The following is a 23,362-nucleotide window of genomic DNA, read 5'->3' as shown; positions in this document are numbered from 1 at the left end:
CGCCGGACGCCTCCTAGGGGGCGTCCGCCGCGCCGTCCTCGGTGAGCACCAACCAGCGCCGCCCGTCGATGAGTTCGCGGGCGGCGTCCAGGTGGCCGGCGTGGCAGGCGGTCTCCGTGATGACGTGGAGCAGGACGTCCCGGTGGGTGTGCAGGTGCGGCGGCCCGAAGAGGTGGTGCGGCCACCAGGCCAGGGGCGCGTCCGCGGGCGTGGTCGTGATGATCCCGTCCGCGTGGTCCGTCTCGCGGCGGTACCGCTCCAGGACGTCGGCCGCCGGCAGCTCCGGGTCGACCTGCCAGGCGTCCTCGATGGCGTCGAGGCTGCCGATGACTGCCTGGTCACCCGTCAGGACGGCCTGGAACCAGAAGCGTTCGACGTCGAGCGCCAGATGCTGGACCAGTCCCAGACACGTCCAGCCGGACGGCAGCACGGGCCGCCGCAGCGCCTCGGGGCCGAGCCCGTCGATGATGCCCAGGATGTGGCGGCGCTGTCCGCGCAGGGCGTCGAGCAGCGCCTTGATCTCGCCGGTCTCTGGGCTGGTTTCGGGGCTGGTTTCGGGACTGGTCCCAAAAGGGGTCTCGTCGGTCACAGCGGTCTCGTCGGTCACAGCCACAGAGCATGTCCGAACCCCGGGTGCCTGTACAGGTCTAAACCCCCTTGCGCCCGGCGCCGGGCCTCCCCCGACAATGCCCCCATGAACTCGCCGTGGACCGTCGCCCCTGAGCCGTTCGACTCCGCCGTCGCCGCCGAGTTGTGGCGCGCGTACTACACGGAGGTCAGCGACCGCTGGTACCTCCTGCACGAGGGGCACACCACCGACCCCGACGAGCTGGAGCGCGAGGTCGCGGCCGACACGGGGGCCTATCTCGCGGCGCCGGGCGGGGTGTTGCTGGTCGCGCGGTACCGGGGCGAGCCCGCCGGGACCGCGGGCGTGCGGATGACGGACGCCTCGACCGGCGAGCTGAAGCGGGTGTTCGTGCGGCCCGAAATGCGCGGGAAGGGCGGCGGGTCCGTGCTGCTCGCGGAGGTGGAGAGCGCCGCGCGCGGTCTCGGCGCCGAGCGGGTCCTGCTCGACACCCGGAACGACCTGGTGGAGGCCCGGATGCTGTACGCGCGGCACGGCTACGAGGAGACGGCCCCGCACAACGACGACGTGTACGCCGAGCACTGGTTCACCAAGAAGCTCGTGCGGGACGACGTGTGAGCGGCGTCAGGCGCCGCCGGTCGCCAGGCCGTCGTGCGGGCGCTCCGCGTCCGACCCGCACAGCTCCGCGTTGAGTTCCTCCACCAGTTTCACCAGGTCCGTCGGCCGGTTCGGGCCCCACCAGTCCCCCAGCAGTTCGGCGAGCGACTCCTCGCGGGACGCGGACAGCCGCGCGGCGACCTCGCGGCCATCCTCCGTGAGGACGAGGTCGAGGCCCTCGCGCGTGGCGAGGCGCCGTTCCTCCACCTGCCGGGCCGCCGCGATGATCACGGGCAGCGGTACGGCGCTGCGTTCGGCGAGCGCCGACGGCTCCGCCCACCCGTACCGCTTGATGCGCAGCAGGAGCCAGCTCGTGGCGGGCAACAGGTCGTAGCCGGCCCGTTCGGTGATCTTCTCGTAGATCTCGCGGCGCCCCTCCCGGGTGCCGAGCACCGACAGGGCCCTGGCGCATTCGTCGTGCGATGAGCGCTGTACGGGGTTGCTGGCCAGGGTCTCCGTCCCGTCCGGCGCGGTGACCGAGCCGCGCAGCTTGTCCTCGCGCAGGAACCAGGCCAGTACGAAGGCGACGAGGGCGACCGGGGCGGCGTAGAGGAAGACGTCCGTGATGGACGACGCGAAGGCGTGCAGGACCGGTCCGCGTACGGCGGGCGGCAGGCTGCCGATGCCTCGGGGGTCCGACTGGAGCGCGTTCACGTCGACGCGAGGGGGCAGGCTGCGGCCGGCGAGGGCGTCCGTGAGTTTGTCGCCCAGGCGGCTCGCGAAGATCGTGCCGAAGATCGCGACGCCGAAGGAGGCGCCGATGGAGCGGAAGAACGTCGCGCCGGAGGTGGCGACGCCCAGGTCCTCGTAGGAGACGGCGTTCTGCACGATCAGGACGAGGACCTGCATGACGAGTCCGAGGCCGAGGCCGAAGACGAAGAAGTAGGCGCTCATCTCGCCCGTCGAGCTGTTCTCGTCGAGCTGGTGCAGGAGGAGCAGACCGAGGGTGGTGACTCCGGTGCCGACGATGGGGAAGACCTTCCAGCGGCCCGTACGGCTGACTATCTGGCCGGACGCCGTCGAGGAGAGCAGCAGTCCGATGACCATCGGCAGCATGTGCACGCCCGACAGCGTCGGCGAGATGCCCTGGACGACCTGGAGGAAGGTCGGCAGATACGTCATGGCGCCGAACATGGCGAAGCCGACGACGAAGCTGATCACCGCGGAGAGCGTGAACGTGCGGATGCGGAACAGCTTCAGCGGCAGGACCGGTTCTGCGGCCCACCGCTCGACCTGGACGAACGCGACCGCGAGGACCACACCGAGTACGACGAGGCCGATGATCTGCGGCGAGCCCCAGGCCCAGGTGGTGCCGCCGAGCGAGGCGACGAGGACCAGACAGGTCGCCACGGCGGCGATCAGGAAGGTGCCGAGGTAGTCGATCGTGTGCTTGGCGGAACGCACGGGGATGTGGAGCGTGGTGGCGATGACGACGAGCGCGACGACGCCGATCGGCAGGTTGACGTAGAAGACCCAGCGCCAGCTGAGGTGTTCGGTGAACAGCCCGCCGAGCAGCGGACCCAGCACGCTCGTCGTGCCGAAGACCGCGCCGAACAGGCCCTGGTACCTGCCCCGGTCCCGGGGCGGGACGATGTCGCCGACGATCGCCATGGACAGGACCATCAGGCCGCCGCCGCCCAGTCCCTGGAGGGCGCGGAAGCCGATCAGCTGCGGCATGTTCTGCGCCATGCCGCAGAGCGCCGAGCTGATCAGGAAGATCACGATGGCTGTCTGGAAGAGCTTCTTGCGGCCGTACTGGTCGCCGAGCTTGCCCCACAGGGGCGTGGCGGCCGTCGACGCCAGCAGGTACGCGGTCACGACCCACGAGAGGTGTTCCAGGCCGCCGAGGTCGCTCACGATGGTCGGCAGCGCCGTCGAGACGATGGTCTGGTCGAGCGCCGCGAGGAGCATGCCGAGCAGCAGCGCGCCGATCGAGACCATCACGCTTCGGGGGGCGTGGCCGCCGCCGATCGTGGATCCGGTGCGGTCACCGCCGGGGCCTGCCGTCAGGTCCGTGCGGGGAAGGCCCCCGCCAGCGTCCTGGGTCATGGACACCTCCTGAGGCCCCGCGCCGGACACGGCCGGCCGGGGCTCTGCCATGTACCAGAATGGTGGTTCAGTCCCGTTTTGGCCTGTTGAGGCCGGGGCGTTCAGGAGGGGCGCGGCGGCGCGGGGCCCGGCGGACGGCGCGGCCCGGGGCTCACCGATACAGATGCAGGGTGTGGGGCCGGCCGATACGGGGGTGCGGGCTAGCCGACGTGCAGCAGGATCTCGCCCGCGGCGCCCGCCTCGACCCGCACCTGCGTCAGGTCGTCCACGACCACCGTGGGGCCGTGCGCGCCCGCGCGGGGGCCGACGCCGACGACGCGCATCCCGGCGGCGCGGCCGGCCGCGATCCCGGCCTCCGAGTCCTCGAAGACGATGCAGTCCGCCGGGTCGATGCCCAGCTCGGCGGCGCCCTTGAGGAACCCTTCGGGGTCGGGCTTGCTGGCGCCGACGCTCTCGGCGGTGATGCGCAGGTCTGGCTGAGTGAGGCCGGCGGCGGCCATGCGTCGGGTGGACAGGGCCACGTCGGCCGAGGTCACCAGGGCGTGGGCGAGGCCGCCGTCGCGCAGGGAGGCCAGGAACGCGGCGGCGCCCGGCACGGGGACGACGCCGTCGACGTCGGCGGTCTCCTCGGCGAGCATGCGCGCGTTCTCGGCGTGGTTCTCGGCCATGGGGCGGTCGGGCAGGAGGAGCGCCATGGACGCGTAGCCCTGACGGCCGTGGACCACCTTCATGACCTCGTCGGCGTCGAGTCCGTGGAGGGCCGCCCAGCGGTGCCAGCAGCGCTCGACCACCGCGTCGGAGTTGACCAGCGTGCCGTCCATGTCGAGCAGAAGGGCGCGGGCGGACAGAACAGTGGTGGCCGTCATCGGCAGGGTCCTCCAGGCGTAGGAACAAGGCGGCCCCGCCCACCGGTCAGGGTGAGTGGGCGGGAGCCACTTTGTTCCTCAACTGTACAAAACACTGCCGCGACTACGCCAGCGGCCCTGGTCAGGGCCGGATGCACGGCTTATGCCACCGCTTCGTAGAGGCTCCAGACGCCCATGCCGAGCATCAGAACGGCGGCGATCTTCGTGATGAGCGCCAGCGGCACCCGCTTCATCAGGGCCTTGCCGCCGACTATGCCGAGGCCGCCGACGGCCCACAGGGCGAGGACGGCGCCGAGGCCGACGGAGAGCGGGTCGTCGTAGCGGGCGGCGAGGTTCGCGGTCATGATCTGCGTCAGGTCACCGAACTCCGCGACCAGGATGAGCATGAAGCCCGCGCCGGAGACCTTCCAGAAGCTCTGGTCCTTGGGCTTTCGGACCTCCTCCTCCTCCTCGTCCTTCTTCATCAGGAGGACGGCCGCGCCGCCGAGGAACAGCACACCGGTCAGGGCGTGCACGAGCTGCTGCGGCAGCAGGGTCAGGACACTGCCCGCCGCGACGGCGAGCGCGACGTGGACGGCGAAGGCGGCGGCGACGCCGGCGAAGACGTACGAGGCGCGGTAGCGCGTGCCGAGGACGAGTCCGGCGAGCGCGGTCTTGTCGGGGAGTTCGGCAAGGAAGACGATGCCGAAGACGACCGCCATCACGCTGATGCTGATCAAGATTCCTCAATCGGTCGGGCTGCCCCGCCGAGAGCTACGCAGTCCTTCACGACACCTCGGCACGGCAGCGCTCAGGTGCGTACACAGGTGTGCACGCAGTTGAATCACTGCTTTGCCGAAGGTCTCGCTGGCCGGACCGGGTGTACGGGTCCTGCCTCCGGGCGCCGGCTCAGAACGAGCTGAGCAGTATGTCGACGGTCCGGCGAAGAGCTACTCCCCTTCTGCGCCGTCCATCCTACGCGAACTGCTGAGCGAATCGGCATGACCCGCGTCACGTCCGGACGCGCCGCCCCGGTACCACCGGCCCGCACCCCAAGTCACGCCCGCCCCCCGGAAGTCACGTCCGCCCCCTTGATGTGTACGCGTCGTTGACGCGACCCTGTCACTCGGCGCACATCTCCCGGAAACCCCGGAGCGCCAGCATGGCCGGGCCCGCTCGGCCAACTTCCCCCCACTTCAAGGGAGTTCACATGCGCATGCTCTACGCGCGTCGACGCGCCGCCGCACTCGGCGCCGTCACCGCCGTCGTCTCCGCTCTCACCCTGCTGAACGGCCCGGCGGCACAGGCCGCTCCCCCCACCCCGGTCAGCGGCGCCACCGCCCGCACGTACCTCGGCGAGCTCACGGTCAAGGCCGAGGGCTCCTCCGACGGCTACAGCCGCGACCTCTTCCCGCACTGGATCACCCAGTCCGGCGCCTGCAACACCCGCGAGGTCGTCCTCAAGCGCGACGGCACGAACGTCTCGCAGGACTCCAGCTGCGCGGCCACGTCCGGCAGTTGGTACTCCGAGTACGACGGCGCGACCTGGAGCGCGGCGGCCGACGTCGACATCGACCACATCGTCCCGCTCTCCGAGGCCTGGAAGTCCGGCGCCAACGCCTGGACGACCGCCCAGCGTCAGGGCTTCGCCAACGACCTCACGCGGCCCCAGCTCATCGCCGTCACGGACAACGTCAACCAGTCCAAGGGCGACCAGGACCCGGCCAAGTGGATGCCGTCGCGCGCCGCGTACAAGTGCACCTATGTCCGCATGTGGGTGCAGGTGAAGCACTACTACAACCTCACGGTGGACTCCGCCGAGAAGAGCGCGCTGACGTCCTACCTCAGCGGCTGCTGAACTCTCGTGCCGCGGATCTGAATCCCGGCCTGCCGGAACCTCCCCGCCGGCCTCCGTCGTTCCGTACCGTACGGGGCGACTGAGGAGGCTGATCACGTGGCACGGCTGCGACTTGGACCGCTGCTGAGATACGTGGACGAGTCGTCGGCGACCGTCTGGGTCGAGGCGAGCCGTCCGTGCACCGCCCAAGTGCGCTGCGCGGACGGCTCGTCCGGCCGTGCCCGCACGTTCCAGATCTGCGGCCACCACTACGCGCTGGTCCCGGTGACCGGCCTCACGCCGGGCAGCGCGACGGCCTACGAGGTGCTGCTCGACGGCGTCCGGGTCTGGCCGCTCGCCGACTCGCCCTTTCCGCCGAGCGCGATCCGCACGCCCTCGTACGACGACGCGGCCCGCCCCATACGCATCGCGTTCGGCTCCTGCCGGTGGGCCGCGCCGCCCGCCGACGACCACGACCCGGTGGGCCCGGACGCCCTGGACACGCTGGCCACCGAACTCGCCGCCGCGCCCGACGCCGAGCGCCCGGACGTCCTGCTCCTGCTGGGCGACCAGGTCTACGCGGACGAGACCTCACCGGCGACCCGCCGCTATCTCGCCGCCCGCCGCGACCTGCGCGACGCCCCGGGGAACCAGGTCGCGGACTACGAGGAGTACACCCGGCTCTACTACGAGTCCTGGCTCGACCCCGATGTGCGCTGGCTGCTGTCCACCGTCCCCTCCTGCATGATCTTCGACGACCACGACGTCGTGGACGACTGGAACACCAGCGCCTCCTGGCTCGCGGAGATACGGGCCACCGCCTGGTGGAACGAGCGGATCCTCAGCGGCCTCATGTCGTACTGGGTCCATCAGCACCTGGGCAATCTGGCGCCCGCCGAACTGGCCGCCGACCCCCTGTACGCGGCGGTGCGCGCGGACCCCGACGGGACGGACGTGCTCAGGGAGTTCGCCGCCCGCGCCGACGCCGACGCGACGTCCGTCCGCTGGAGCTACCGGCGCGACTTCGGCCGCGTACGCCTGCTGATGGTCGACACGCGGGCCGCCCGGGTCCTGGCCGAGGCGGACCGGTCGATGCTCGACCCGTCGGAGGCGGCGTGGCTGCGGGAGCAGGCGCTGGAGTCCCCCGGCGCGTACGACCATCTCCTCGTCGGGACGTCACTTCCCTGGCTGCTGCCGCATCTCGTGCACGACGCCGAGGGGTGGAACGCCGCGCTGTGCCGGGGTGAGCGCGGTGCGCGGTGGGCCCGGTTCGGCGAAAAGCTGCGCAGGCGGGCCGATTTGGAGCACTGGGCCGCGTTCCCCGCGTCGTTCGACGCGCTGACGGCGCTGATCGCCGAGGCGGGCGGCGGCGAGGGCGCGCCGGCGACGGTGTGCGTGCTCTCCGGCGACGTCCACCACGCATACGTCGCCGAACCCGCCTGGCCCGACGACGCACCGGCTCCGGCCGCGCGCGTCCTCCAGCTGACCTGCTCGCCGGTGCACAACTCCATCCCCGGCTCGATAAAGATCGGGTTCCGCTTCGGCTGGAGCCGGTTCGGCCGCGCCCTCGGACGGCGCTTCGCCCGGCACGGCCGCCTCGCCGCTCCCGCGGTCTCCTGGCGGAAGACGGGCGGGCCCTGGTTCGGCAACCAGTTGATGACGCTGACGCTGCGCGGGCGCGCGGCGCGCCTGCGGCTCCAGCAGGCGCAGGCGGTGCCGGGCGGGAAGGCCAGGCTGCGGGACGCGGCGGACAGCGTGCTGAGTGAATGACCGTACTGGGTGGATGTCGTGAATGACCGTGCGTGACCAGGCCTGTCGCCCACGGGGCCGCCGGGTGAAGATACGGCGCACACCCGGACTCCGCTCTTCCCTTGACGGGGCGACCCGGCATGATGAGCGGACGTTCCGCTGCCAGCAGCCCCACATGCCCCTGGAGTCCCTCTTTGTCCGCAGTGTGCTCGGCGCCGGCCGCAGCGATAGTCGGGGCGGGCCCGCGCGGTACCAGCGTCCTCGAACGGCTCTGTGCCTCCGCCGGTGAGCTCCTCCCGCCCGGCGCCCGCCTCACCGTCCACGTCGTCGATCCGGCGCCGCCGGGAGCCGGCAGCGTCTGGCGGACCTCGCAGGCACCCGAACTCCTGATGAACACCGTCGCCTCACAGGTCACGCTGTTCACCGACGACAGCGTGGACTGCTCGGGCCCGATACGCCGGGGGCCGAGCCTGCACGAGTGGACCCAGCGCCAGGGCCTCCCCCTCGGCCCCGACGACTACCCGTCCCGCGCGCTCTACGGCCAGTACCTGGAGTGGGTGTTCAGCGAAACCGTGGGCTGCGCCCCCGACGCCGTACGCGTCGAGGTGCACCGGGCGCGAGCCGTGCGCCTCGACGACGCGGACGACGGCCGCCAGACCCTCGTACTCGACGACGGGCGGGAGCTGACCGGCCTCTCCGTCGTCGTCCTCGCCCAGGGGCATCTGCCCGCGACCGCGAGCCCCGCAGAGACGCGCCTCACCGAGTACGCGCGCCGGCACGCCCTGCGCCACGTCCCGCCCGCCAACCCGGCCGACCTGGACCTCTCCGCCGTCGCCCCGGGTGAAACCGTCCTGCTGCGGGGCCTCGGCCTCAACTTCTTCGACCACATGGCACTGCTCACCGAGGGGCGCGGCGGCCGCTACCGCCGCACGTCCGCAGGGGAGTTGCGGTACAAGCCCTCGGGCCGCGAGCCGCGCCTGTACGCCGGGTCGCGCCGCGGCATCCCGTACCAGGCGCGCGGCGACAACGCCAAGGGCCCGTACGAGCGCCACGAACCGGCCGTCCTCACCCCCGAGGCCATCGCCCGCTTCCGCGAGCGCGCGGACTCGGGGGACGCGCCGGACTTCCTCGGCGAGATCTGGCCGCTCGTCGCGAAGGAGGTGGAGACGGTCTACTACGAGACGCTGCTGCGCCGCGCGGGTGCGGGGGACGCCGGTTTCCGCGAAGGCTTCCTCGCTGCGCCGCACCAGAGCTCCGAAGAGGCCGACGTCCTGCACGAGTTCGGGATTCCGGAGAGTGTCCGCTGGTCCTGGGACCGCATCTCCCGGCCGCACGCCGAGCTCTCCTTCGGCTCGCCGGCCGAGTGGCGGACCTGGCTCCTGGCCCATCTGCGCGAGGACGCGGCGCACGCCGCCCTCGGCAACGTGGACGGTCCCGTGAAGGCGGCCCTGGACGTGCTGCGCGACCTGCGCAACGAGCTGCGCCAGGCCGTCGACCACGGCGGGATCGGCGGCGGCTCGCGCCGCGACCACCTCGACCGCTGGTACACCCCGCTCAACGCCTTCCTGTCGATCGGCCCGCCCAGGCGACGCATCGAGGAAATGACCGCGCTCGTCGAGGCCGGCGTCCTGACGGTGGTCGGACCGCGCCTCGACGTGCGGGCCGAGGACGGCGCGTTCGTCGCGCACTCGCCCGATGTGCCCGGTTCATCCGTGAGAGCCACCACACTCGTCGAGGCGCGGCTGCCGGAGACGGACGTGGCGCGCACCGGCGACCAACTGCTCGCCGGGCTCCTGAAGACCGGCCATGTCCGGCCGCACACCCTCGACGGCTACGTGACGGGCGGGGTCGACGTGACACCGCGTCCGTACCGTCTGATTGACCGTCAAGGCAGGCCGCACGCAAGGCGGTTCGCGGTCGGCGTGCCCACGGAGGGGGTGCACTGGGTGACCGCGGCGGGGGCCCGTCCGGGTGTGGACTCGGTGACTTTGTCGGACGCGGACGCGGTTGCCCGAGCGGCCCTGAGGGCCGCCGCACAGGACCGCCCGGAACCCGGCACGGAGCGCCGTTCGCGGCCAGATGTTGAACTTGCAAGCGTTGATTAGGGTCCCCTAACCTGTGGCCTCCATCGGTTCGTCCCCAACCGACACAAGGAGTCCCCCCATGACTGGACGTCTCAACAGCGCCCAGCCCTACGCCCTCGGCCTCTTCCGCATCATCGTGGGCCTGCTCTTCGCCTGCCACGGCGCCGCCTCGCTCTTCGGCGTCCTCGGCGGAGCGATGGGCGGCGGCACCGTCCCCACCGGCACCTGGCCCGGCTGGTACGCGGCCGTCATCCAGCTCGTCGGCGGCGCCCTCGTCACCCTCGGCCTCGGCACCCGCACCGCGGCCTTCATAGCCTCCGGCTCGATGGCCTACGCCTACTTCAAGGTCCACCAGCCGGAGGCCCTGTGGCCGCTCCAGAACGGCGGCGAACCGTCCGCGATGTTCTGCTGGGCCATGCTGCTCCTGGTCTTCACCGGCTCCGGAGCGCTCGGCATCGACCGGCTCTTCACCGCACGCGACGAGAACAAGGCGGAGACCCCGGCCGCCTCGGCGTCGAACTCCGAGCGGGAGCCTGCGACGGCGTGAGGGCTTGACGGCCTGACCGCGTGATGGCCTGACCGCGGCATGGCCTGACCGCGGCATGGCCTGACCGCGGCATGGCCTGACCGCGGCATGGCCTGACCGCGGCATGGAGGGGCGCCGGCGCGTGCCGGCGCCCCTCCATGCCGCACACCTCCCCCTCACCTCCCCCGGTGACCCCGCGGCTCGGACGACACCGGCTCGAACGGCACCGTGAAGCACGCGATCCGGGCGCCCGCTCCGCCCGGCATCCCGTGCAGCACCACGGACCGCGCCTCGCCAGGCCTGAACTCCCAGCTCTGCCGCGAGGTCGCCGCCCCCGCGCCCTGCGCGTCGGTGGTGAAACCGAGCCAGACCTCGTTCGCCGGGTTCGCATAGGCCGGATCCATCGACGGACGCACCGGATCCTCACGGTGCTGGTAGTGCCCGCCCGCCGCGGCCGGATCCCCGCCGCACTCCCCCTGGTGCACATGCGCGCCGTACGCGCGCCCCGCGACCAGCCCCTCGACCCGCACGCTCACGCTCACCCGACCGTGCCCGCCGCGCTGAACGACCTCGATCCGCGCCCCGGCGGGCACGAGCTTCATGTCGTACGTCAGCGCGGGCGACGCCACGAAGGCGTTCGGGGGCGAGAACCGCGCCGCCACCCGCACCCCGTATCCACCGGGATCGGCCGTCCCACCACCCGCGGTCCCGCCGGCCGCCTTCCCGCTGCCACCCGCCGTCCCACCACCCGAGGCGAGTACGGCCGCCGTCACAGCCCCCGCCACGATTCTTGCCACCACCACTTGCTCCTCCACTTGCTGCTCAAGCTCCCACTCACCCGCTCCCGGGCCCTGTCGATCCGTCGTTCGTACGGGGTTACCGGGGCGTACCGCGCGCGCGACGCGGCACCTGGGTGAACGTGACCTGGAGAACACCTGAGCCCCTGGTGACCCTCCAGCAACAACCGAGGCGTACGCTGTACAGCTGTCATCAGCCGCCCCTGCCGCTCCCCGGGACACCGCGGCATCAGTCGCTGACCGGGGAATTCACGCATAAGGATCACGGGGAGTCGCGGTGCTGGAGAGTGTGGGGTCACTGACCGGCGGTCCGTGGATCTACGCGGTGGTGGCCCTCTCGGTACTGCTCGACGTGTTCCTGCCCGTACTACCGAGCGGCGTCCTGATCATCACCGCGGCCACCGCTGCCGCGGCCGGCACGGGGGCGACAGCGGGACAGGTGCCGCCGGAGGTGCCGTCCATCCTGGCGCTGATCCTCTCGGCGGCCACGGCGTCGGTACTGGGCGACCTGGTCGCGTACCGCATCGCATGGCGCGGCGGCGAACGTCTCGACCGCGCGATCGCCCGCTCCCGCCGCCTGACCAGCGCGCAGGAACGTCTCGGCGGGGCGCTGGCGCGCTCCAGCGGGGGCATCCTCGTGGTCATCGCCCGCTTCGCCCCGGCGGGCCGCTCGATCGTCTCGTTCGCGGCGGGCACGGCTCATCGCCGGGTCCGCGAATTCCTGCCGTGGTCCGCCCTCGCGGGCGTGGCCTGGGCGGGCTACAGCGTGGCCCTCGGCTACTTCGGCGGCCAGTGGCTCGGCGCGAGCTGGCTGGCCACGGGGGTGTCACTGCTCGCGCTGTTCGGGGCGGGGGCGGGTGCGGCATTCCTGATGCGACGCCCGACACCGGAACAGGCGAGCTGACCCGACGCCCACCCGGGACCTGACCCGACGCCCACGCGGGACCTGACCTCACCCCACACGGGACCCGACCGGACAGCCCCTAGACTGCCGGCTCCTCGGTCAACTGGCGTCCCTGGCCACGGATTTCGAGCCCCTCGAGCAATTCGGCGGTCGCCTGGGCCACGACGTCGACGGCCCGGTCGAACACCTCCTTGTTGTGCGCGGCGGGCGCCCGGAAGCCGGACACCTTGCGCACGTACTGCAGGGCTGCGGCCCGGATCTCCTCCTCGGTGGCCTCTTCGGGGAGGACGGGCGGGCGAAGGGTCTTGATGCTGCGGCACATGCCTCCAGTCTCGCGCGCTCCCCCGCCCTCGCGCACGCCTTCACAAAGAACGCGTGTTCGAAACACACGTACGAATGAACACGCCCGTCATGGCTCGCCTCAGTAAATCGAACAGGCGTAGCATTGCCGCGTGGCAGCGACCTATGACTTCCCGAGTGACCTCCTGGCAGGCCAGGAGGAGCTGCACCAGATCAGGGCGGAGCTCCTGACCCTCCTGAAGCGGCTTCCCTGGTCGGTGGACCCTCTCGACGGGTTCAACGACGACCACGGCTGGCGCAAGCGCGAGCGCCCCGCATCCCCCGGCTGGACCCCGGACGAGCAGGCCGAGGTCGAAAAGCTCCGTCAGCGGGAGCGCGAGCTGGCGGTCTTCGTGACGTGTCACCGCTACTGGAAGGACGTATCGGCCCCGGACACCGTGGACGCCCGCATGCACCTCAAGCGCGCCCACGAAGGCGACACCTCGAGCCCGGAGTGAGGGAACCCCAGAACCCCACCCACTCCCCCAGGTGACGCTCAGACCGCCTTGCGCATCGCGGCGGCCCACTCCACCACGAGAGCCTCGTACTCCACCCGCTCCTCGGCGCTCAGCCGCCCCCCGGCGCGCAGCCAAAGGGCGCGTATCTGCTCGTTCACATCGGCGGCAGGCCGCACGGTCGCGGGTTCGGAAGTCGTGGCCATAGCGTGAAGCTTACGTCCATGCACGTGAAGGTCACGTGAAACCCCCTTGGAGTGACGGAAGTTACGGCGATCCGCACGCCCCGCTACGTCAACACACCCGCCCCACACGGACATTCCGCCCTTCCCCGCACCCACATAACGGAAGGCTTCTTCACGTTCTCTTCACATGACGCATAATGCCCTTTCTGTACACGCACCACCCCAGGGGGGACTACGCCATGCGCACGCGCACGACCGTCGCCGCACTCGTCGGCACCGCACTTCTCACACTCACGGGCTGCGGAGCCGAAACGGTCGGCAACAAACCAGCAGCGCCTCGCACCACACCCGGAACCCCCACCCCGGCCACCACCACCGCCGCCACCCCGAGCAAGGCCACCGCCCCCGAGAAGGCGAGCCTGCCGAACATGACCGGCAAGGGCCTCCAGTACGCCCAGGACGAGGCACAGGCCGCCGGTTTCTACGGGCTCACCTCCCACGACGCACTCGGCCGAGGCCGCATGCAGGCGTTCGACCGCAACTGGAAGGTGTGCTCACAAACCCCGGCGGCCGGCGAACACGCCACGGACACGAAGATCGACTTCGCCACGGTCAAGCTGGAGCAGGAGTGCCCGTCGAAGGACGCGGGCCGGCCACGGGCGGCCGGATCGACGATGCCCGACTTCAAGGGCAAGTCCGTGAAGGCGGCGCGCGAGGCCCTCGACAGCGGCTACAGCATCACGGTGAACGACGGATCAGGCCAGGACCGCATCATCTTCATGGAGTCCAACTGGCAGATCTGCACCCAGACCCCGGCCCCAGGCACCGAACTCGACGGCCGGCCGGTGAAGTTCGACGCAGTGAAGTTCAACGAGCCCTGCTGACACCGGCCCGGACCGCTCGGGGACGGTCCGCCGGCGTGATGCCCCCGACGTGATCGAGCTCCCGCTGCCGCCGGCCCTGCACGTCGAAGACCCCGGCCGAGACCGGCAGGGGGTCTTCTCCCAGGTGGGCGCGGACGGTTTCGAACCGATCATGGACGACGCCGTGAAGTGCCACCGCAGTGGCGGCCCAGTACCTCGCGGGGAAGCGAAGGCCGGCCGCCTCCCCGGCCGAGCCGCGCCCGGCGGTGTGCAGGGGACGGGCGGGGGAGAGGATGCGACGCTGGAGTGAGGGGCCCCCGAGTGGAGGTCCGAATACGTCTCATCCGATCCGGGGCCCTCTCCCTCGGCCTGGCGACCATGTCCCGGTGCGGCTCGATGGATGCGACGCAAAATCGTGCGGTCGGTCTGTGAGCCCGCCGGCCGGAGCATCACTCACCGAGCGTCGCCAGGCGGCCTTACCGCGTGGATCCGGCCCGCCAGGACCAGGACCGCGCGACCAACCCGGAAGGCAGGTGCGTCCCATGCGCACGTCGACCCGTATCGCCGGTGCCCTCACCGGCCTGACCCTCACTCTCGGTGGCGCGGTCCTCGCCGCTCCCGCGGTCCGGGCGGACATCCCCGCCTGCACGCAGATGGCCCAACTGGCCGGTGCCACCGCTTCCGACTCCGTCGCAGCGGCCTGCAGCCGTGGCGTGGTCGGAGACCTGCAGAGTTGTGTGACCGGGCTGACCGGGGCCGGAGTGGCTGGCGGCGCCGCGACCGGTGCCTGCCGGGCGGCGGCCCACGAACCGCGTTAGGGCCTGCCCGGACACAACGCGGCCCCGGTGGGCAGTCGCGACGCCAAGGACATCGACGTCGCCCCGCTCCTAGCGACGCGCACGCGGCGTACCGATGCGGTCAGGTCGAGGTCGGTGACGTCATGCCTCTCCGGGGCCGGGCAGTCACCGCCCGCGTTTCACGCCCCTACGACGGCTACGCCTACGCGCTGCCTGACGGGACCACGTCGACGATCACTTGACCGGTCGGCGCACGACTGGGCAACCAGTCCGGCCGGTGCACCCGGCGCGGTGGGTATGAAGTGACGGCACCCGGTCCACCGTCGGGTGGATCGCCCGCGCCCGTCTCGACACCGCGGCACTCACGATGGTGGACGCCGACCGTCTCGAAGCCAAGGCCGTCACCGCTTCGAGACGGTCCGCCACCGCTTCGAGACGGTCCACGCTGTGGACACCGCGCTCGCCGCCGTCCTGAACGGCCTCGGCCATGTCGTCACACAGTGACCGCCGAGGTCGTTCGCATTTCCTGGCTGTATTGATTCGGATTTCCCAGCTGCATTGATCACGAGCCGATCGGCACAGGGCACCCGCCGGTCGGCTCCGCCGTGCTCCTCGACGACCCCGGGGATGACTCCGTCGTTCGGCCCATCAAGGGCACCGGCCGCAACGCCGAAAAGGACCAAGCGGAGTCGCCCCACCCTCGCGTTCCGGTACGCCTCCGCGCCCCAGGCCGCCCTGATGACGGCGGTCCCGTACCCCCGCCGACAGGCCCGGAGGAAATCCCGCATGCGCGTCTTCCTGCCCCTGACCGCCGTCACCACCGCCGCGCTCCTGCTCGTCACGGTCACCGGCACGACTCCCGCCGCAGCAGACCGGAACCCCGACGGCACACCACTGGTCAAGGTGTCCCACGGCGACCCGTACGCGAAGTGCACCATCGGAGCGAGGTCCCCCGACAGCATCGTCTACCCGGCCACCGAGGTCGAGCCGTACCTGTCCGTCGATCCACGCGACCCCAAGCGCGTGGTCACCGTGTTCCAGCAGGACCGCTGGAACGACGGCGGCGCCCGTGGCCTGGCGGCCGGCTGGACCACGGACGGCCACACCTTCCACCGGAGCACGCTGCCGTTCAGCCTGTGCGCCCCCGGCGGCGCGGACTACGAACGGGCCTCCGACCCCTGGGTGAGCACCGGACCGGACGGCACGGTCTACGCCGGCGGGGAGGGCGTCGACTTCACGAAGAGCACGCGCAGCGCCCTCCTGGCAGTCACGTCCCGCGACGGCGGCCGCACTTGGCGGAACCTCACCACCACGCACGTCGACGAGCAGCCGTTTTTCAACGACAAGCCCTCACTCACCGCCGACCCGATCCGCAAGGGCACCGCCTACCAGGTCTGGGACCGCCTCGACAACGACCCGCCCGGCCCCAGCTCCCTCGACGGCCCCGGCTACATCTCCCTCACCCGCGACGGCGGCCGCACCTGGAGCAAGGCCCGGCCGTTCGTCGACACCAGCACCGTGCCCAACACCCAGACCATCGGCCATCTGATCGTCGCCGACCGGTGCACCGGCACCCTGTACGACTTCTTCGACCGGATCACCTACTCCGACGACCTGAGCACCGTCGTCGACGCCCGCTACGAGGTGGTCACCTCGGCCGACGCCGGAGAGACCTGGAGCGCCCCGGTCACCGTGGCCCGGGACACCTCGGTACCGGAGGTCGACCCGAACGACCCCACCAAACTGCTGCGCGCCGCGGCCACCCTGCCGAGCCCGGCCGTCGACCCCAGGACAGGCACGCTGTACATGGCCTACGAAGGCTCGGACTTCTCCGGTGGAAAGTTCGACTCCGTCCAGCTTGTGCGGTCCACCGACGGCGGACGCACCTGGGGGACCCCGGAGCTGATCAGCCCCAAGGGCGTTCCGGCCTTCTCACCGTCGATGGCGGTCGCCGAGCGGGGCACGGTCGCGCTCACTTACTACGACCTGCGCTTCCTCAAGCCCGGCAACACCACCACCCTGCCCACCGCCTACCAACTGGCCACGCTGCAGCACGGAAACCCGAAGCTCCGTTCCGAACGACGGATCTCTCGGGTCTTCGACTGGCTGCAGGCGCCGTTCGCCGGGGGCTACTTCCTCGGCGACTACCAAGGACTGGTGGCAGACGGCAAGGGAGTACGGGCGGTGCTCACCGAGACCCACTCCGGCGCACCACAGAACCGTACGGACGTGTACACCAGCAGTCTCCGCACCCGTTGACCGACGCGAGCGCCGTCGGCGGACCGACCGCCGACGAGCGGCCTACGGCCGCGCAAACCTTGGCAGTTCGCTGCGCTCACGCGCGGGACCGCCCCGCGGCGCGTGGCTGCGGGGCGCCTTGTGGGGTTCAGTCGATCGTCTCCCCGTTGTGCATACCGCCCTTACAGAGGTTGTCCGTCAGATCGGCCGTTCCGCCGCCCTGCTTGCACTGAGAAGGGGTGACGAAGGATGGGGCACCCTGTGCGGGAGCGGTAGCGGTGGCAGCGATGGCGGTGGCGGCGCCTGTGAGGCCGAGTCCGGCGAGGGCTGCCGTGGCGATGACGGCGGCAAAAATTCGACGAATGCGCATTTGGTTCCCCTTTCACGGATTATCCCAGTTGGGGCACTAATCAGCTTAATCACCATGTGGGTGGCACGTCATGTTGCGCCATTCGGGTGACGGTGCTGTCGGGTGCGGCGAACTCGCCGAACTCGACCGCCACGGCGTCCCCGGCCACGGCCGCCGCCTGGTCGCCGCATGCAGCGACCTCGACGGCCCCTACCCGGACCGCCGCCTGTGGGGATGGGCCGGCCCACATACTCGGCTTCCGCGGCCACTTCTCCTCCAAGTCCCGCCGCTACTCGACCACCCTCGGCGAACTCCGCCAGAGCCGCGCCGACTTCCGCGCCGTTCAAGAACGGCGAATCCGCCCTCGCCGCATCGATCGCTCGGCACCTCCGACTCAACCGCGAAACCGCCCGCGAAGCCCTGCACGACCAACGAGCTCGTCTCCATCACGGAGGGCCGCTGCCGCCGTATCCCCGAGAGTGCCGTCCAGGACCACATCCGCGATCGCATCGAGGAGGCTGCCTGATGGCCACTCAGCACAAGCGGAATCCCAACGGCGCGGGCACGAACACCAAGCGCAAGGATGGGCGCTACCAGGCTGCGGTCCACATCTCCGCCAGCCTGACGGCACACCCGCGCCCGTAAGTTCACCTATGGCAAGCCCTGGGAGGAGTGCGACGCCAAGCGCCGTGAGCTTCTCGACAAGGTCGCGTCGGGCGTCCCCGCGCCCACGAAGTCGGCCAAACTCACGCACGTCGTGCAGGCCGCGCAGCGCGAGGCTGTCAGCCACATGGATCGGCTGCTCAGGAGGCGGCTCGACCGTGAGTGACCATGGGTGACTCGGAGGCCTTTCGCGCAGCGGTGAGCGCGCGTGCGGCTGCCATGCTGGACAGCAACACTTCGCCGTACGACCGGCGTTGGAGATCCTGGGCCTCGTCAGTGGCGGGTTGCCGCTGGACAACGGCGACGAAGCGCTGTACTCGCTCGCACTCATCTGGGGCGAGCTGACCGATCGGGTCGAGCTTCGGCCTGCGGAAACGGATCAAGCCGAGACGCACATGGTCACTGCCGCCCGTGAGTGGCTGACCGTCGAGGGCGACCGAGAGGCAGGGGCCCGGTACCTCGACCGTCGGCTTCACGAGATCCTTGGGTTCGAGCGTCCGGTTCTCCCACAGACTTAGTACACGATCTTGAAAACCGTCGTGGCGCGAGTCACCGTGGGTTCAAATCCCCCACCCACCGCGCAGGTTGAAGGCCCCTGACCAGGAACATCGGTCGGGGGCCTTCGTCGTGCGCGGTGCCCGTCGGTGACCGCGATTACCCGTGAGTCCCCGCTCTATCGGGCACGGATGGGGCACGAACGCGCATGGGCCTTGAGCTCGGCCCTCATCCTTATCAGGTCGATCACGAGGGTCTGTCAACGTCGGCCAACGGCCCTTGCGCCTTGGTCGATCGTTCACTGAGGTCCGGCGCTGACCGCTGCGGTTCGTGCTTGTTGGTGTCAGACGCTGGTGTCAGACGCCGCATGCAGTCTTGACAAGGCTTACTTCGCCGCTCTGCAGCACCCGTCCTACTCCTCCGGGTCCCACTCGCGGAGCAGGTCGAACAAACCTGCGTCTCCCTCGATCTGCAGGGAGTCCGCCGGGATACGGTCGTACACGAAGAGAACCAGCTCACTGGCCGTGCCGCGAACGGAGACACCAGCCGCGTTCGGGCCCTCGTCGGCAGCGGCGACAGGCGTCGTGCCGGGCGCGGAGATACGGGTGGAGCGTGCGCCGTCGCCGTCGACCGTGAGGCGCCAGGAGTGGCCCTCGGTGGCGTGGAAGTCGAAGGCAGTGGGCTTGTGCGGCCAGGCACCCGTCGTTGCGACACAGGTGGACAGGAACTCCTCGACACCGTCGAGTGCCACCTCATCCGGCAGCGGCTCCGGGGCACCCACAGTGACCTGGGCGTCGTAGGTGTGCACCGCGATCTGCTGGAGCTGGTGCCGGGCGACGGCGCCACAGGTCTGCGGCGACTGGGACGCACCCCACCACGTCCAGCAACCGCGATCCGGGCCGGCCTTCCGCAATGCGTCCAGCAGTTGCTCCGTGGACTCCGCCAACCAGGCCGGCAGGGCCTCGCGCTCCCGAGGCGCAGCCGGGGCGCCCTCCGCTGCGGACTTGGCCGGAGCAGGCCCTGCGGCGACGGTGGCGGCCCAGTCGCGGCGCCCCTCGCCGATGTGCTGCGCCAGATCGAACAGCGTCCACTCGGGGCAGGTCGGCACCTGTACGTCGAGGCTGGGCGCGGAGGCGACCGCGGCGCGGAAGGCAGTCGACCGTTCGTCGATCAGTCGCAACAGAACGGGGAACGTAAGTGTCGTTGTCACATGGACTCTCTATCACCGTGTTCCGACAATCGGACAGTGATTTTCACAGCCGAGGCGGCGAGCGCGCGGCACGGACCGGGCGCCCTCAGATGACGCCGCGTCCACATTCTGAAACGATCGGTGAGTCACGCAACGCCGCACCGGCAAGGCCTCATTGGCCGCTCTCACCGTGCCCAATGTGAGGTTTCCGATTGACTCGCGGGTCTGGCCGTACCCCGCGCCTCAAGCGGGCGGCCTGGTGCCCAACGACAAGGGACGCCGTCGCCGCTTCGGAGCCGGGCTCGTCTTCGTCGGGGCCCGCGGTGGCGTCCTGCGCCGGAACAACTTCCGGCGGATCTGGCTCCGCGCGCTCGCCGCGACCGGCCTGGGCGACGTCCACTTTCACGACCTCCGGCACACCGGCAACACCCTCGCCGCGACGGGCGGCGCCTCCACGCGCGAGTTGATGCACCGCATGGGGCACTCGTCCGTGCGGACAGCGCTGATCTATCAGCACCTCGTCAACGGTCGTGACCATGTGATCGCCGACTACGTGGACGGCCGGATCAGGAAGGTGAAGCGGCCCCCGCACGGCCCATCTGGCACGTAAGTGGCACGGCGCCGAAGAGCGGCCGCGAACGACTAAGGCCCAGGTCCCCGGATTCGCACCGGTTGACCTGGGCCTTACTCATGTCCCGAGACTGGTGGGCGCGGACGGTTTCGAACCGCCGACATCTGCCTTGTAAGGGTCGATGTATGCGGGTGAGCGCCTCATTCGGCGTCGCTCGCACCAGCGGCAACAGTGCCGAATCAGCAGGTGAGAACGGTTGGTTGAGGTCTCCCGCTCGACTCGCGTCCGCGAGTGTCACGGCAATGCGACGGTGGTGCGCGGGCAGTGACCCACGGGCACGGCCCCTAAATTTCCCCTAAACGATCATCGTCGTTTGCGCTGGTCAGGCGGCCCTCGCGCGGTTGGCGCGAGAGCCGCCCCGAGTGCCGGGGCACCACCGAGGGGGGGCGACCTGCCGACGGTGCCCGGCACGCTCGTGGGGTGTGACCACTCACCCTGTCTAGTGGATGTACAGATTCCGCAACATCGCCCATTCGAGTGAACAGACGTTCGAATCTAGGACAGTACCCGTAGCCCTGCGGCATATGCCAGCACCGCAGGGCGAGTCGCGAACCGCACCCGGACCCGACTACCGCGGATCCTGGCGCTCACCATGATCAAAGAATGCCGCAATTCTGCTGCTGACTTATGATCATCAGCGGCTGAGCGTTTGTCGAGTGCCGCCCGCCGACCAGCCGCCATGGATCCTCGACGCCCGTCGAGCGCTTGGCGACCGCGTGCGCGTCCGCCGGCTGCATCAAGACCTCACTCAGGAGCGGCTTGCCGCGCTGACCGGTATCGACCGGTCGACGATCCAGCGCATCGAGTGGGGGACGAGCGACGTGAAGATCAGCCATCTGCTACTGATTGCGCACGAGCTGCGCGTACACGTGACCGACCTCCTGCACTAGGCATCTCGGTGGCAGGTATTGACACTGTCACTAATAGGCGCCCGCAGGAACGGTGCAGGGGGCATGAGTCCCTGCACTCCGATCGTGCCCCGTGTGAAGGCCCGCCCGCCCCTGGCCCGCCATGACCAGGGACGGGCGGGAGTCTCAGCGCCGCGGCTTGGGCGGGCAGACGTAATGCCGGTGGATGCTCGAGCCGGCGGCCGACGCCGAGTGCACCGTGACGGTGTCGAACTCCTCGTCGGGCCTGATGGGCTGCTGGCACTTCGCGCAGATCACGTGCGCCCCTTCCAGATGTTCCACAGGGCGCGGGCTTCGCCGCACAGCGGGCTGGCGTTGCAGGCCGGGCAGTCCGGCGTGTGCTTGATGAGCGCGATGTACGCGCGCTGCCTGCTGGCTTCCATGAGCGTGATAGCCGCGGCGATGGGGTCGGGCCCGGTCATGACACGGGTCCGAGGCCGTACCGGTGGGTGACTGCCTGCGGGCAGTCGTACAGGTCGCGTTCGGGGCCGCTCGAGGAGAACGTGACGCCGGCCCGAAGGGGCGCGTGGTCCGGGCTGCCGCAGGGGCAGACGAGCGGCTCAAGCTCTTCGCCGGTGGGGGGTGGATCCGTAGGCTGTGTCATGGCGGCGCTCCACAGGTGTCGTCCACGCCCCCGAGCCGTGACCGCGGCTGCGGGGGTTCCAATCACCACAGGTCTACTGCGGTCTACCGCACTGTACTGCGGTCGCGCGGTGTACTGCAGGTACCTAGCGTCAACTATGTGAGCATTGATCTTGACCGGACGCGGCCGGTATGGCGGCAGATCGCGGCGGTCGTCGTGGAACGGATCGAGGACGGCACCTATCCAGTTGGTGCGCGGGTCCCGTCCGTGGTGGAACTGTCGGCCGAGTTCGAGGTAGCAGCGTCGACGGCACAGAAGGTTCTCGCGCACTTGAAGAGCGAAGGCCTCGTCCGCGCGGAAATCGGTCTCGGCACGTTCGTCGAGGACCGCCCCGCCGACTGATCGGACTATGCCGTTTCCGCTGATCGCTGGGCCGTGTCAGACCCGGCACCTAAGCTTGATCTATGTCTCCCACTCCCCCGGCCTCGGGTCCGACGCGGCCTGCCGCTGCGGTGAATGAGGAGATCCGCGCGCTCGTCGAGGCGTGCGGTGGCTGGCTGTACGGCGACACCCGGATCCGCTACGAGCAGCTCGTCGAGGAGTGGGCCGCGGCCGTGCGCGCAGGCGTCGCCGAGGCGGCTTAAGATCCACTCGTGGCCGACATCCCCGATGACCTGATCACGCTGGAACGTTCCGCCGAGGAAGAGCGCGCGAAGCTCGCCGGGCTTGACGGCGAGGAGCACGCGGCACAGTGGCGCCGGTGGCGCGACGCGGCTGAGCGCTTCCAGGCGGCCGTCACGGCGCACGCCGAGGCGACGGGGCAGGCGCGGTATGAGGTCGAGATGGCAACGAAGAAGGTTGTACGGCACGCCGACGAAGACCCAGCGGAGTAGACCCGCCTCGTGGTACTTCCTGCGGCCTGACAGCAGTGCGCCCCGCCCCTGCATCAAAGGGGGCGGGGCGTTGCGCTGCAGCCAGCAGACGCTGATATCGATGGAGCCAGCCTACGGGCAGCCGCTGACAACGCTGGGGCTGTCAGGCGTCCTCGTCGGGCCACTGCTGGAGGTCTTGCTCCGTCCCGTCATCGCCCCGCTCGGTGAGGACAATTCGCGCGTCCGCTACGGCGCCATAGCTACCGACCCAGGAGATGAACTTTCGTTCCCCGGTCGCGCGGTCGGGCCACCGGCCCTGCATCACGACGGCGCCGTCGGAGGTGAGGGTCAGGCGATAGCGCTCCGGATCATCCACCCGAGCACTGTGTCACGGCCGCGGCGGCAGCTCGTCGACGAGGACAGTCAAAGCGACGCCGGCCTCGCAGGCAGCATCACGCAGCACAGCCAGTGTGTCGGCGAGCGGCACGGTCGGCCGACCGCGGTTGGCGGCTGCGAGCATGCAATCCCGGCACAGGTCGAGCCACCGTCGGCCATGCTCCGGGGTGGCGATGATGCGGGTGGAGCGGGCCGGGGTGCCACACGCCACGCAGGGGACGGGGTCCGGGCCGAGACGCTCGCGGGCATCCTGCGCGCTCGCCGCGCGGGCCGGTGCGGGCTTCAGGTCGGCTGGGTCTAGGTCGAGCCGTAGTAGCAGGTCAGTGGTGTCCACGGGTACCTCCTGCCCTGGTGTGAGTACGGCG

The 23,362-nt window shown here is 70.5% G+C and carries 28 protein-coding genes and 3 pseudogenes; 18 read left to right on the top strand and 13 right to left on the bottom strand.

Annotated features, from left to right (window positions below; translation table 11 throughout):
* Window positions 1-13 precede the first annotated feature (13 nt).
* On the bottom strand, window positions 14-607 hold the full coding sequence (locus AC07EJ_RS04885; RefSeq protein WP_393582654.1) for a DinB family protein: 594 nt from the start codon (window positions 605-607) through the stop codon (window positions 14-16).
* Window positions 608-694: 87 nt separating this feature from the next.
* On the opposite strand from AC07EJ_RS04885, the gene AC07EJ_RS04880 reads away from it, so the two are divergent.
* Window positions 695-1,204 carry a GNAT family N-acetyltransferase gene (locus tag AC07EJ_RS04880; protein WP_478883800.1) on the top strand — a complete coding sequence of 170 codons (510 nt, stop codon included), beginning with the start codon at window positions 695-697 and terminating at the stop codon, window positions 1,202-1,204.
* A 6-nt stretch (window positions 1,205-1,210) separates the two neighbouring features.
* Here the strand turns inward: AC07EJ_RS04880 and AC07EJ_RS04875 are convergent, their stop codons facing one another.
* From AC07EJ_RS04875 to AC07EJ_RS04865, 3 genes are all read right to left on the bottom strand, one after another.
* On the bottom strand, window positions 1,211-3,292 hold the full coding sequence (locus AC07EJ_RS04875; RefSeq protein WP_389476049.1) for a DHA2 family efflux MFS transporter permease subunit: 2,082 nt from the start codon (window positions 3,290-3,292) through the stop codon (window positions 1,211-1,213).
* 200 nt (window positions 3,293-3,492) lie between these two features.
* On the bottom strand, window positions 3,493-4,158 hold the full coding sequence (locus AC07EJ_RS04870) for an HAD-IA family hydrolase (protein ID WP_389476051.1): 666 nt from the start codon (window positions 4,156-4,158) through the stop codon (window positions 3,493-3,495).
* A 140-nt stretch (window positions 4,159-4,298) separates the two neighbouring features.
* A complete protein-coding gene (locus AC07EJ_RS04865; protein ID WP_375985968.1) occupies window positions 4,299-4,877 on the bottom strand; it encodes a TMEM165/GDT1 family protein in 579 nt (192 codons plus the stop codon).
* 470 nt (window positions 4,878-5,347) lie between these two features.
* On the opposite strand from AC07EJ_RS04865, the gene AC07EJ_RS04860 reads away from it, so the two are divergent.
* The 4 genes from AC07EJ_RS04860 (at window position 5,348) to AC07EJ_RS04845 (ending at window position 10,354) form a co-directional block, all read left to right on the top strand.
* Window positions 5,348-5,995, top strand: a complete 648-nt coding sequence (locus tag AC07EJ_RS04860) for an HNH endonuclease family protein (RefSeq protein ID WP_389476055.1) — start codon at window positions 5,348-5,350, stop codon at window positions 5,993-5,995.
* Between the two features lie 96 nt (window positions 5,996-6,091).
* Window positions 6,092-7,744: an alkaline phosphatase D family protein gene (locus tag AC07EJ_RS04855; RefSeq protein ID WP_478883799.1), complete on the top strand. Its 1,653-nt coding sequence runs from the start codon at window positions 6,092-6,094 to the stop codon at window positions 7,742-7,744.
* 122 nt (window positions 7,745-7,866) lie between these two features.
* Window positions 7,867-9,828: an FAD/NAD(P)-binding protein gene (locus AC07EJ_RS04850; RefSeq protein WP_389476353.1), complete on the top strand. Its 1,962-nt coding sequence runs from the start codon at window positions 7,867-7,869 to the stop codon at window positions 9,826-9,828.
* Window positions 9,829-9,886: 58 nt separating this feature from the next.
* Window positions 9,887-10,354, top strand: a complete 468-nt coding sequence (locus tag AC07EJ_RS04845; RefSeq protein ID WP_389476059.1) for a DoxX family protein — start codon at window positions 9,887-9,889, stop codon at window positions 10,352-10,354.
* Between the two features lie 155 nt (window positions 10,355-10,509).
* Here the strand turns inward: AC07EJ_RS04845 and AC07EJ_RS04840 are convergent, their stop codons facing one another.
* Complete coding sequence (locus tag AC07EJ_RS04840) at window positions 10,510-11,133, bottom strand: superoxide dismutase family protein (RefSeq protein WP_389476061.1); 624 nt, start codon at window positions 11,131-11,133, stop codon at window positions 10,510-10,512.
* Window positions 11,134-11,407: 274 nt separating this feature from the next.
* Here AC07EJ_RS04840 and AC07EJ_RS04835 point away from each other — a divergent pair, with 274 nt between their 5' ends.
* Window positions 11,408-12,034, top strand: coding sequence for a DedA family protein (locus AC07EJ_RS04835; RefSeq protein ID WP_389476063.1), 627 nt, complete (start codon window positions 11,408-11,410; stop codon window positions 12,032-12,034).
* Between the two features lie 79 nt (window positions 12,035-12,113).
* Here AC07EJ_RS04835 and AC07EJ_RS04830 read toward each other — a convergent pair whose 3' ends face one another.
* Window positions 12,114-12,356: a DUF2277 domain-containing protein gene (locus AC07EJ_RS04830; protein WP_389476065.1), complete on the bottom strand. Its 243-nt coding sequence runs from the start codon at window positions 12,354-12,356 to the stop codon at window positions 12,114-12,116.
* A gap of 130 nt (window positions 12,357-12,486) precedes the next feature.
* On the opposite strand from AC07EJ_RS04830, the gene AC07EJ_RS04825 reads away from it, so the two are divergent.
* Window positions 12,487-12,831: a hypothetical protein gene (locus AC07EJ_RS04825; protein WP_389476067.1), complete on the top strand. Its 345-nt coding sequence runs from the start codon at window positions 12,487-12,489 to the stop codon at window positions 12,829-12,831.
* A gap of 38 nt (window positions 12,832-12,869) precedes the next feature.
* Here the strand turns inward: AC07EJ_RS04825 and AC07EJ_RS04820 are convergent, their stop codons facing one another.
* Window positions 12,870-13,034: a hypothetical protein gene (locus AC07EJ_RS04820; protein ID WP_389476069.1), complete on the bottom strand. Its 165-nt coding sequence runs from the start codon at window positions 13,032-13,034 to the stop codon at window positions 12,870-12,872.
* A 218-nt stretch (window positions 13,035-13,252) separates the two neighbouring features.
* Between AC07EJ_RS04820 and AC07EJ_RS04815 the strand changes: the two genes are divergently transcribed.
* The 3 genes from AC07EJ_RS04815 (at window position 13,253) to AC07EJ_RS04805 (ending at window position 16,932) form a co-directional block, all read left to right on the top strand.
* The gene (locus AC07EJ_RS04815; protein WP_478883798.1) at window positions 13,253-13,897 is read left to right on the top strand and encodes a PASTA domain-containing protein; all 645 of its coding nucleotides are present in this window, start codon (window positions 13,253-13,255) and stop codon (window positions 13,895-13,897) included.
* A 521-nt stretch (window positions 13,898-14,418) separates the two neighbouring features.
* Window positions 14,419-14,694: a hypothetical protein gene (locus AC07EJ_RS04810; RefSeq protein ID WP_389476073.1), complete on the top strand. Its 276-nt coding sequence runs from the start codon at window positions 14,419-14,421 to the stop codon at window positions 14,692-14,694.
* 765 nt (window positions 14,695-15,459) lie between these two features.
* Entirely contained in the window at window positions 15,460-16,932 is a 1,473-nt protein-coding gene (locus tag AC07EJ_RS04805) for a sialidase family protein (RefSeq protein WP_393582668.1), read from the top strand.
* A 127-nt stretch (window positions 16,933-17,059) separates the two neighbouring features.
* Here the strand turns inward: AC07EJ_RS04805 and AC07EJ_RS04800 are convergent, their stop codons facing one another.
* Complete coding sequence (locus tag AC07EJ_RS04800; protein ID WP_389476077.1) at window positions 17,060-17,281, bottom strand: hypothetical protein; 222 nt, start codon at window positions 17,279-17,281, stop codon at window positions 17,060-17,062.
* A gap of 106 nt (window positions 17,282-17,387) precedes the next feature.
* Between AC07EJ_RS04800 and AC07EJ_RS04795 the strand changes: the two are divergent.
* The 3 genes and pseudogenes from AC07EJ_RS04795 to AC07EJ_RS04785 form a co-directional block, all read left to right on the top strand.
* Window positions 17,388-17,698 (top strand): annotated as a pseudogene (locus AC07EJ_RS04795) (replication initiator); the annotation flags it as partial.
* An 87-nt stretch (window positions 17,699-17,785) separates the two neighbouring features.
* Window positions 17,786-18,011 (top strand): annotated as a pseudogene (locus AC07EJ_RS04790) (site-specific integrase); the annotation flags it as partial.
* Window positions 18,012-18,177: 166 nt separating this feature from the next.
* Window positions 18,178-18,441, top strand: a complete 264-nt coding sequence (locus AC07EJ_RS04785) for a hypothetical protein (RefSeq protein ID WP_389476079.1) — start codon at window positions 18,178-18,180, stop codon at window positions 18,439-18,441.
* A gap of 389 nt (window positions 18,442-18,830) precedes the next feature.
* On the opposite strand, the gene AC07EJ_RS04780 is transcribed toward AC07EJ_RS04785, so the two are convergent.
* Window positions 18,831-19,628 carry a maleylpyruvate isomerase family mycothiol-dependent enzyme gene (locus AC07EJ_RS04780; protein ID WP_389476081.1) on the bottom strand — a complete coding sequence of 266 codons (798 nt, stop codon included), beginning with the start codon at window positions 19,626-19,628 and terminating at the stop codon, window positions 18,831-18,833.
* Between the two features lie 277 nt (window positions 19,629-19,905).
* Here AC07EJ_RS04780 and AC07EJ_RS04775 point away from each other — a divergent pair.
* Both AC07EJ_RS04775 and AC07EJ_RS04770 read left to right on the top strand, forming a co-directional pair.
* Window positions 19,906-20,217 (top strand): annotated as a pseudogene (locus tag AC07EJ_RS04775) (tyrosine-type recombinase/integrase); the annotation flags it as partial.
* Window positions 20,218-20,894: 677 nt separating this feature from the next.
* Window positions 20,895-21,128, top strand: coding sequence for a helix-turn-helix domain-containing protein (locus AC07EJ_RS04770; protein WP_478883797.1), 234 nt, complete (start codon window positions 20,895-20,897; stop codon window positions 21,126-21,128).
* A gap of 144 nt (window positions 21,129-21,272) precedes the next feature.
* On the opposite strand, the gene AC07EJ_RS04765 is transcribed toward AC07EJ_RS04770, so the two are convergent.
* A complete protein-coding gene (locus AC07EJ_RS04765) occupies window positions 21,273-21,404 on the bottom strand; it encodes a hypothetical protein (RefSeq protein WP_478883796.1) in 132 nt (43 codons plus the stop codon).
* Window positions 21,401-21,568, bottom strand: a complete 168-nt coding sequence (locus AC07EJ_RS04760; protein WP_478883795.1) for a hypothetical protein — start codon at window positions 21,566-21,568, stop codon at window positions 21,401-21,403. Before AC07EJ_RS04760 ends, AC07EJ_RS04765 begins: the two co-directional genes overlap by 4 nt.
* Before the next feature lie 320 nt (window positions 21,569-21,888).
* On the opposite strand from AC07EJ_RS04760, the gene AC07EJ_RS04755 reads away from it, so the two are divergent.
* From AC07EJ_RS04755 to AC07EJ_RS04745, 3 genes are all read left to right on the top strand, one after another.
* Window positions 21,889-22,131, top strand: coding sequence for a GntR family transcriptional regulator (locus tag AC07EJ_RS04755; protein WP_478883794.1), 243 nt, complete (start codon window positions 21,889-21,891; stop codon window positions 22,129-22,131).
* 62 nt (window positions 22,132-22,193) lie between these two features.
* Entirely contained in the window at window positions 22,194-22,373 is a 180-nt protein-coding gene (locus AC07EJ_RS04750) for a hypothetical protein (protein ID WP_478883793.1), read from the top strand.
* A 9-nt stretch (window positions 22,374-22,382) separates the two neighbouring features.
* Window positions 22,383-22,622, top strand: a complete 240-nt coding sequence (locus tag AC07EJ_RS04745) for a hypothetical protein (protein ID WP_478883792.1) — start codon at window positions 22,383-22,385, stop codon at window positions 22,620-22,622.
* Between the two features lie 142 nt (window positions 22,623-22,764).
* On the opposite strand, the gene AC07EJ_RS04740 is transcribed toward AC07EJ_RS04745, so the two are convergent.
* The gene (locus AC07EJ_RS04740) at window positions 22,765-22,977 is read right to left on the bottom strand and encodes a hypothetical protein (RefSeq protein WP_478883791.1); all 213 of its coding nucleotides are present in this window, start codon (window positions 22,975-22,977) and stop codon (window positions 22,765-22,767) included.
* A gap of 12 nt (window positions 22,978-22,989) precedes the next feature.
* Window positions 22,990-23,331: a hypothetical protein gene (locus tag AC07EJ_RS04735; protein WP_478883790.1), complete on the bottom strand. Its 342-nt coding sequence runs from the start codon at window positions 23,329-23,331 to the stop codon at window positions 22,990-22,992.
* Window positions 23,332-23,362 lie beyond the last annotated feature (31 nt).

The sequence above is a fragment of the Streptomyces sp. NPDC045026 genome (assembly GCF_056432625.1).
Note: the sequence above shows the minus strand (reverse complement) of the source record. Positions and strands in the feature narration are given on the sequence as shown.

Excerpts from the sequence above, each read along its gene's own strand:
- AC07EJ_RS04875 (WP_389476049.1), bottom strand. The coding sequence starts at position 3,292 with ATGACCCAGGACGCTGGCGGGGGCCTTCCCCGCACGGACCTGACGGCA.
- AC07EJ_RS04810 (WP_389476073.1), top strand. The coding sequence starts at position 14,419 with ATGCGCACGTCGACCCGTATCGCCGGTGCCCTCACCGGCCTGACCCTC.
- AC07EJ_RS04750 (WP_478883793.1), top strand. The coding sequence starts at position 22,194 with ATGTCTCCCACTCCCCCGGCCTCGGGTCCGACGCGGCCTGCCGCTGCG.
- AC07EJ_RS04805 (WP_393582668.1), top strand. The coding sequence starts at position 15,460 with ATGCGCGTCTTCCTGCCCCTGACCGCCGTCACCACCGCCGCGCTCCTG.
- AC07EJ_RS04870 (WP_389476051.1), bottom strand. The coding sequence starts at position 4,158 with ATGACGGCCACCACTGTTCTGTCCGCCCGCGCCCTTCTGCTCGACATG.
- AC07EJ_RS04845 (WP_389476059.1), top strand. The coding sequence starts at position 9,887 with ATGACTGGACGTCTCAACAGCGCCCAGCCCTACGCCCTCGGCCTCTTC.
- AC07EJ_RS04820 (WP_389476069.1), bottom strand. The coding sequence starts at position 13,034 with ATGGCCACGACTTCCGAACCCGCGACCGTGCGGCCTGCCGCCGATGTG.
- AC07EJ_RS04880 (WP_478883800.1), top strand. The coding sequence starts at position 695 with ATGAACTCGCCGTGGACCGTCGCCCCTGAGCCGTTCGACTCCGCCGTC.
- AC07EJ_RS04760 (WP_478883795.1), bottom strand. The coding sequence starts at position 21,568 with ATGACCGGGCCCGACCCCATCGCCGCGGCTATCACGCTCATGGAAGCC.
- AC07EJ_RS04800 (WP_389476077.1), bottom strand. The coding sequence starts at position 17,281 with ATGCGCATTCGTCGAATTTTTGCCGCCGTCATCGCCACGGCAGCCCTC.
- AC07EJ_RS04815 (WP_478883798.1), top strand. The coding sequence starts at position 13,253 with ATGCGCACGCGCACGACCGTCGCCGCACTCGTCGGCACCGCACTTCTC.
- AC07EJ_RS04830 (WP_389476065.1), bottom strand. The coding sequence starts at position 12,356 with ATGTGCCGCAGCATCAAGACCCTTCGCCCGCCCGTCCTCCCCGAAGAG.
- AC07EJ_RS04850 (WP_389476353.1), top strand. The coding sequence starts at position 7,867 with ATGAGCGGACGTTCCGCTGCCAGCAGCCCCACATGCCCCTGGAGTCCC.
- AC07EJ_RS04860 (WP_389476055.1), top strand. The coding sequence starts at position 5,348 with ATGCGCATGCTCTACGCGCGTCGACGCGCCGCCGCACTCGGCGCCGTC.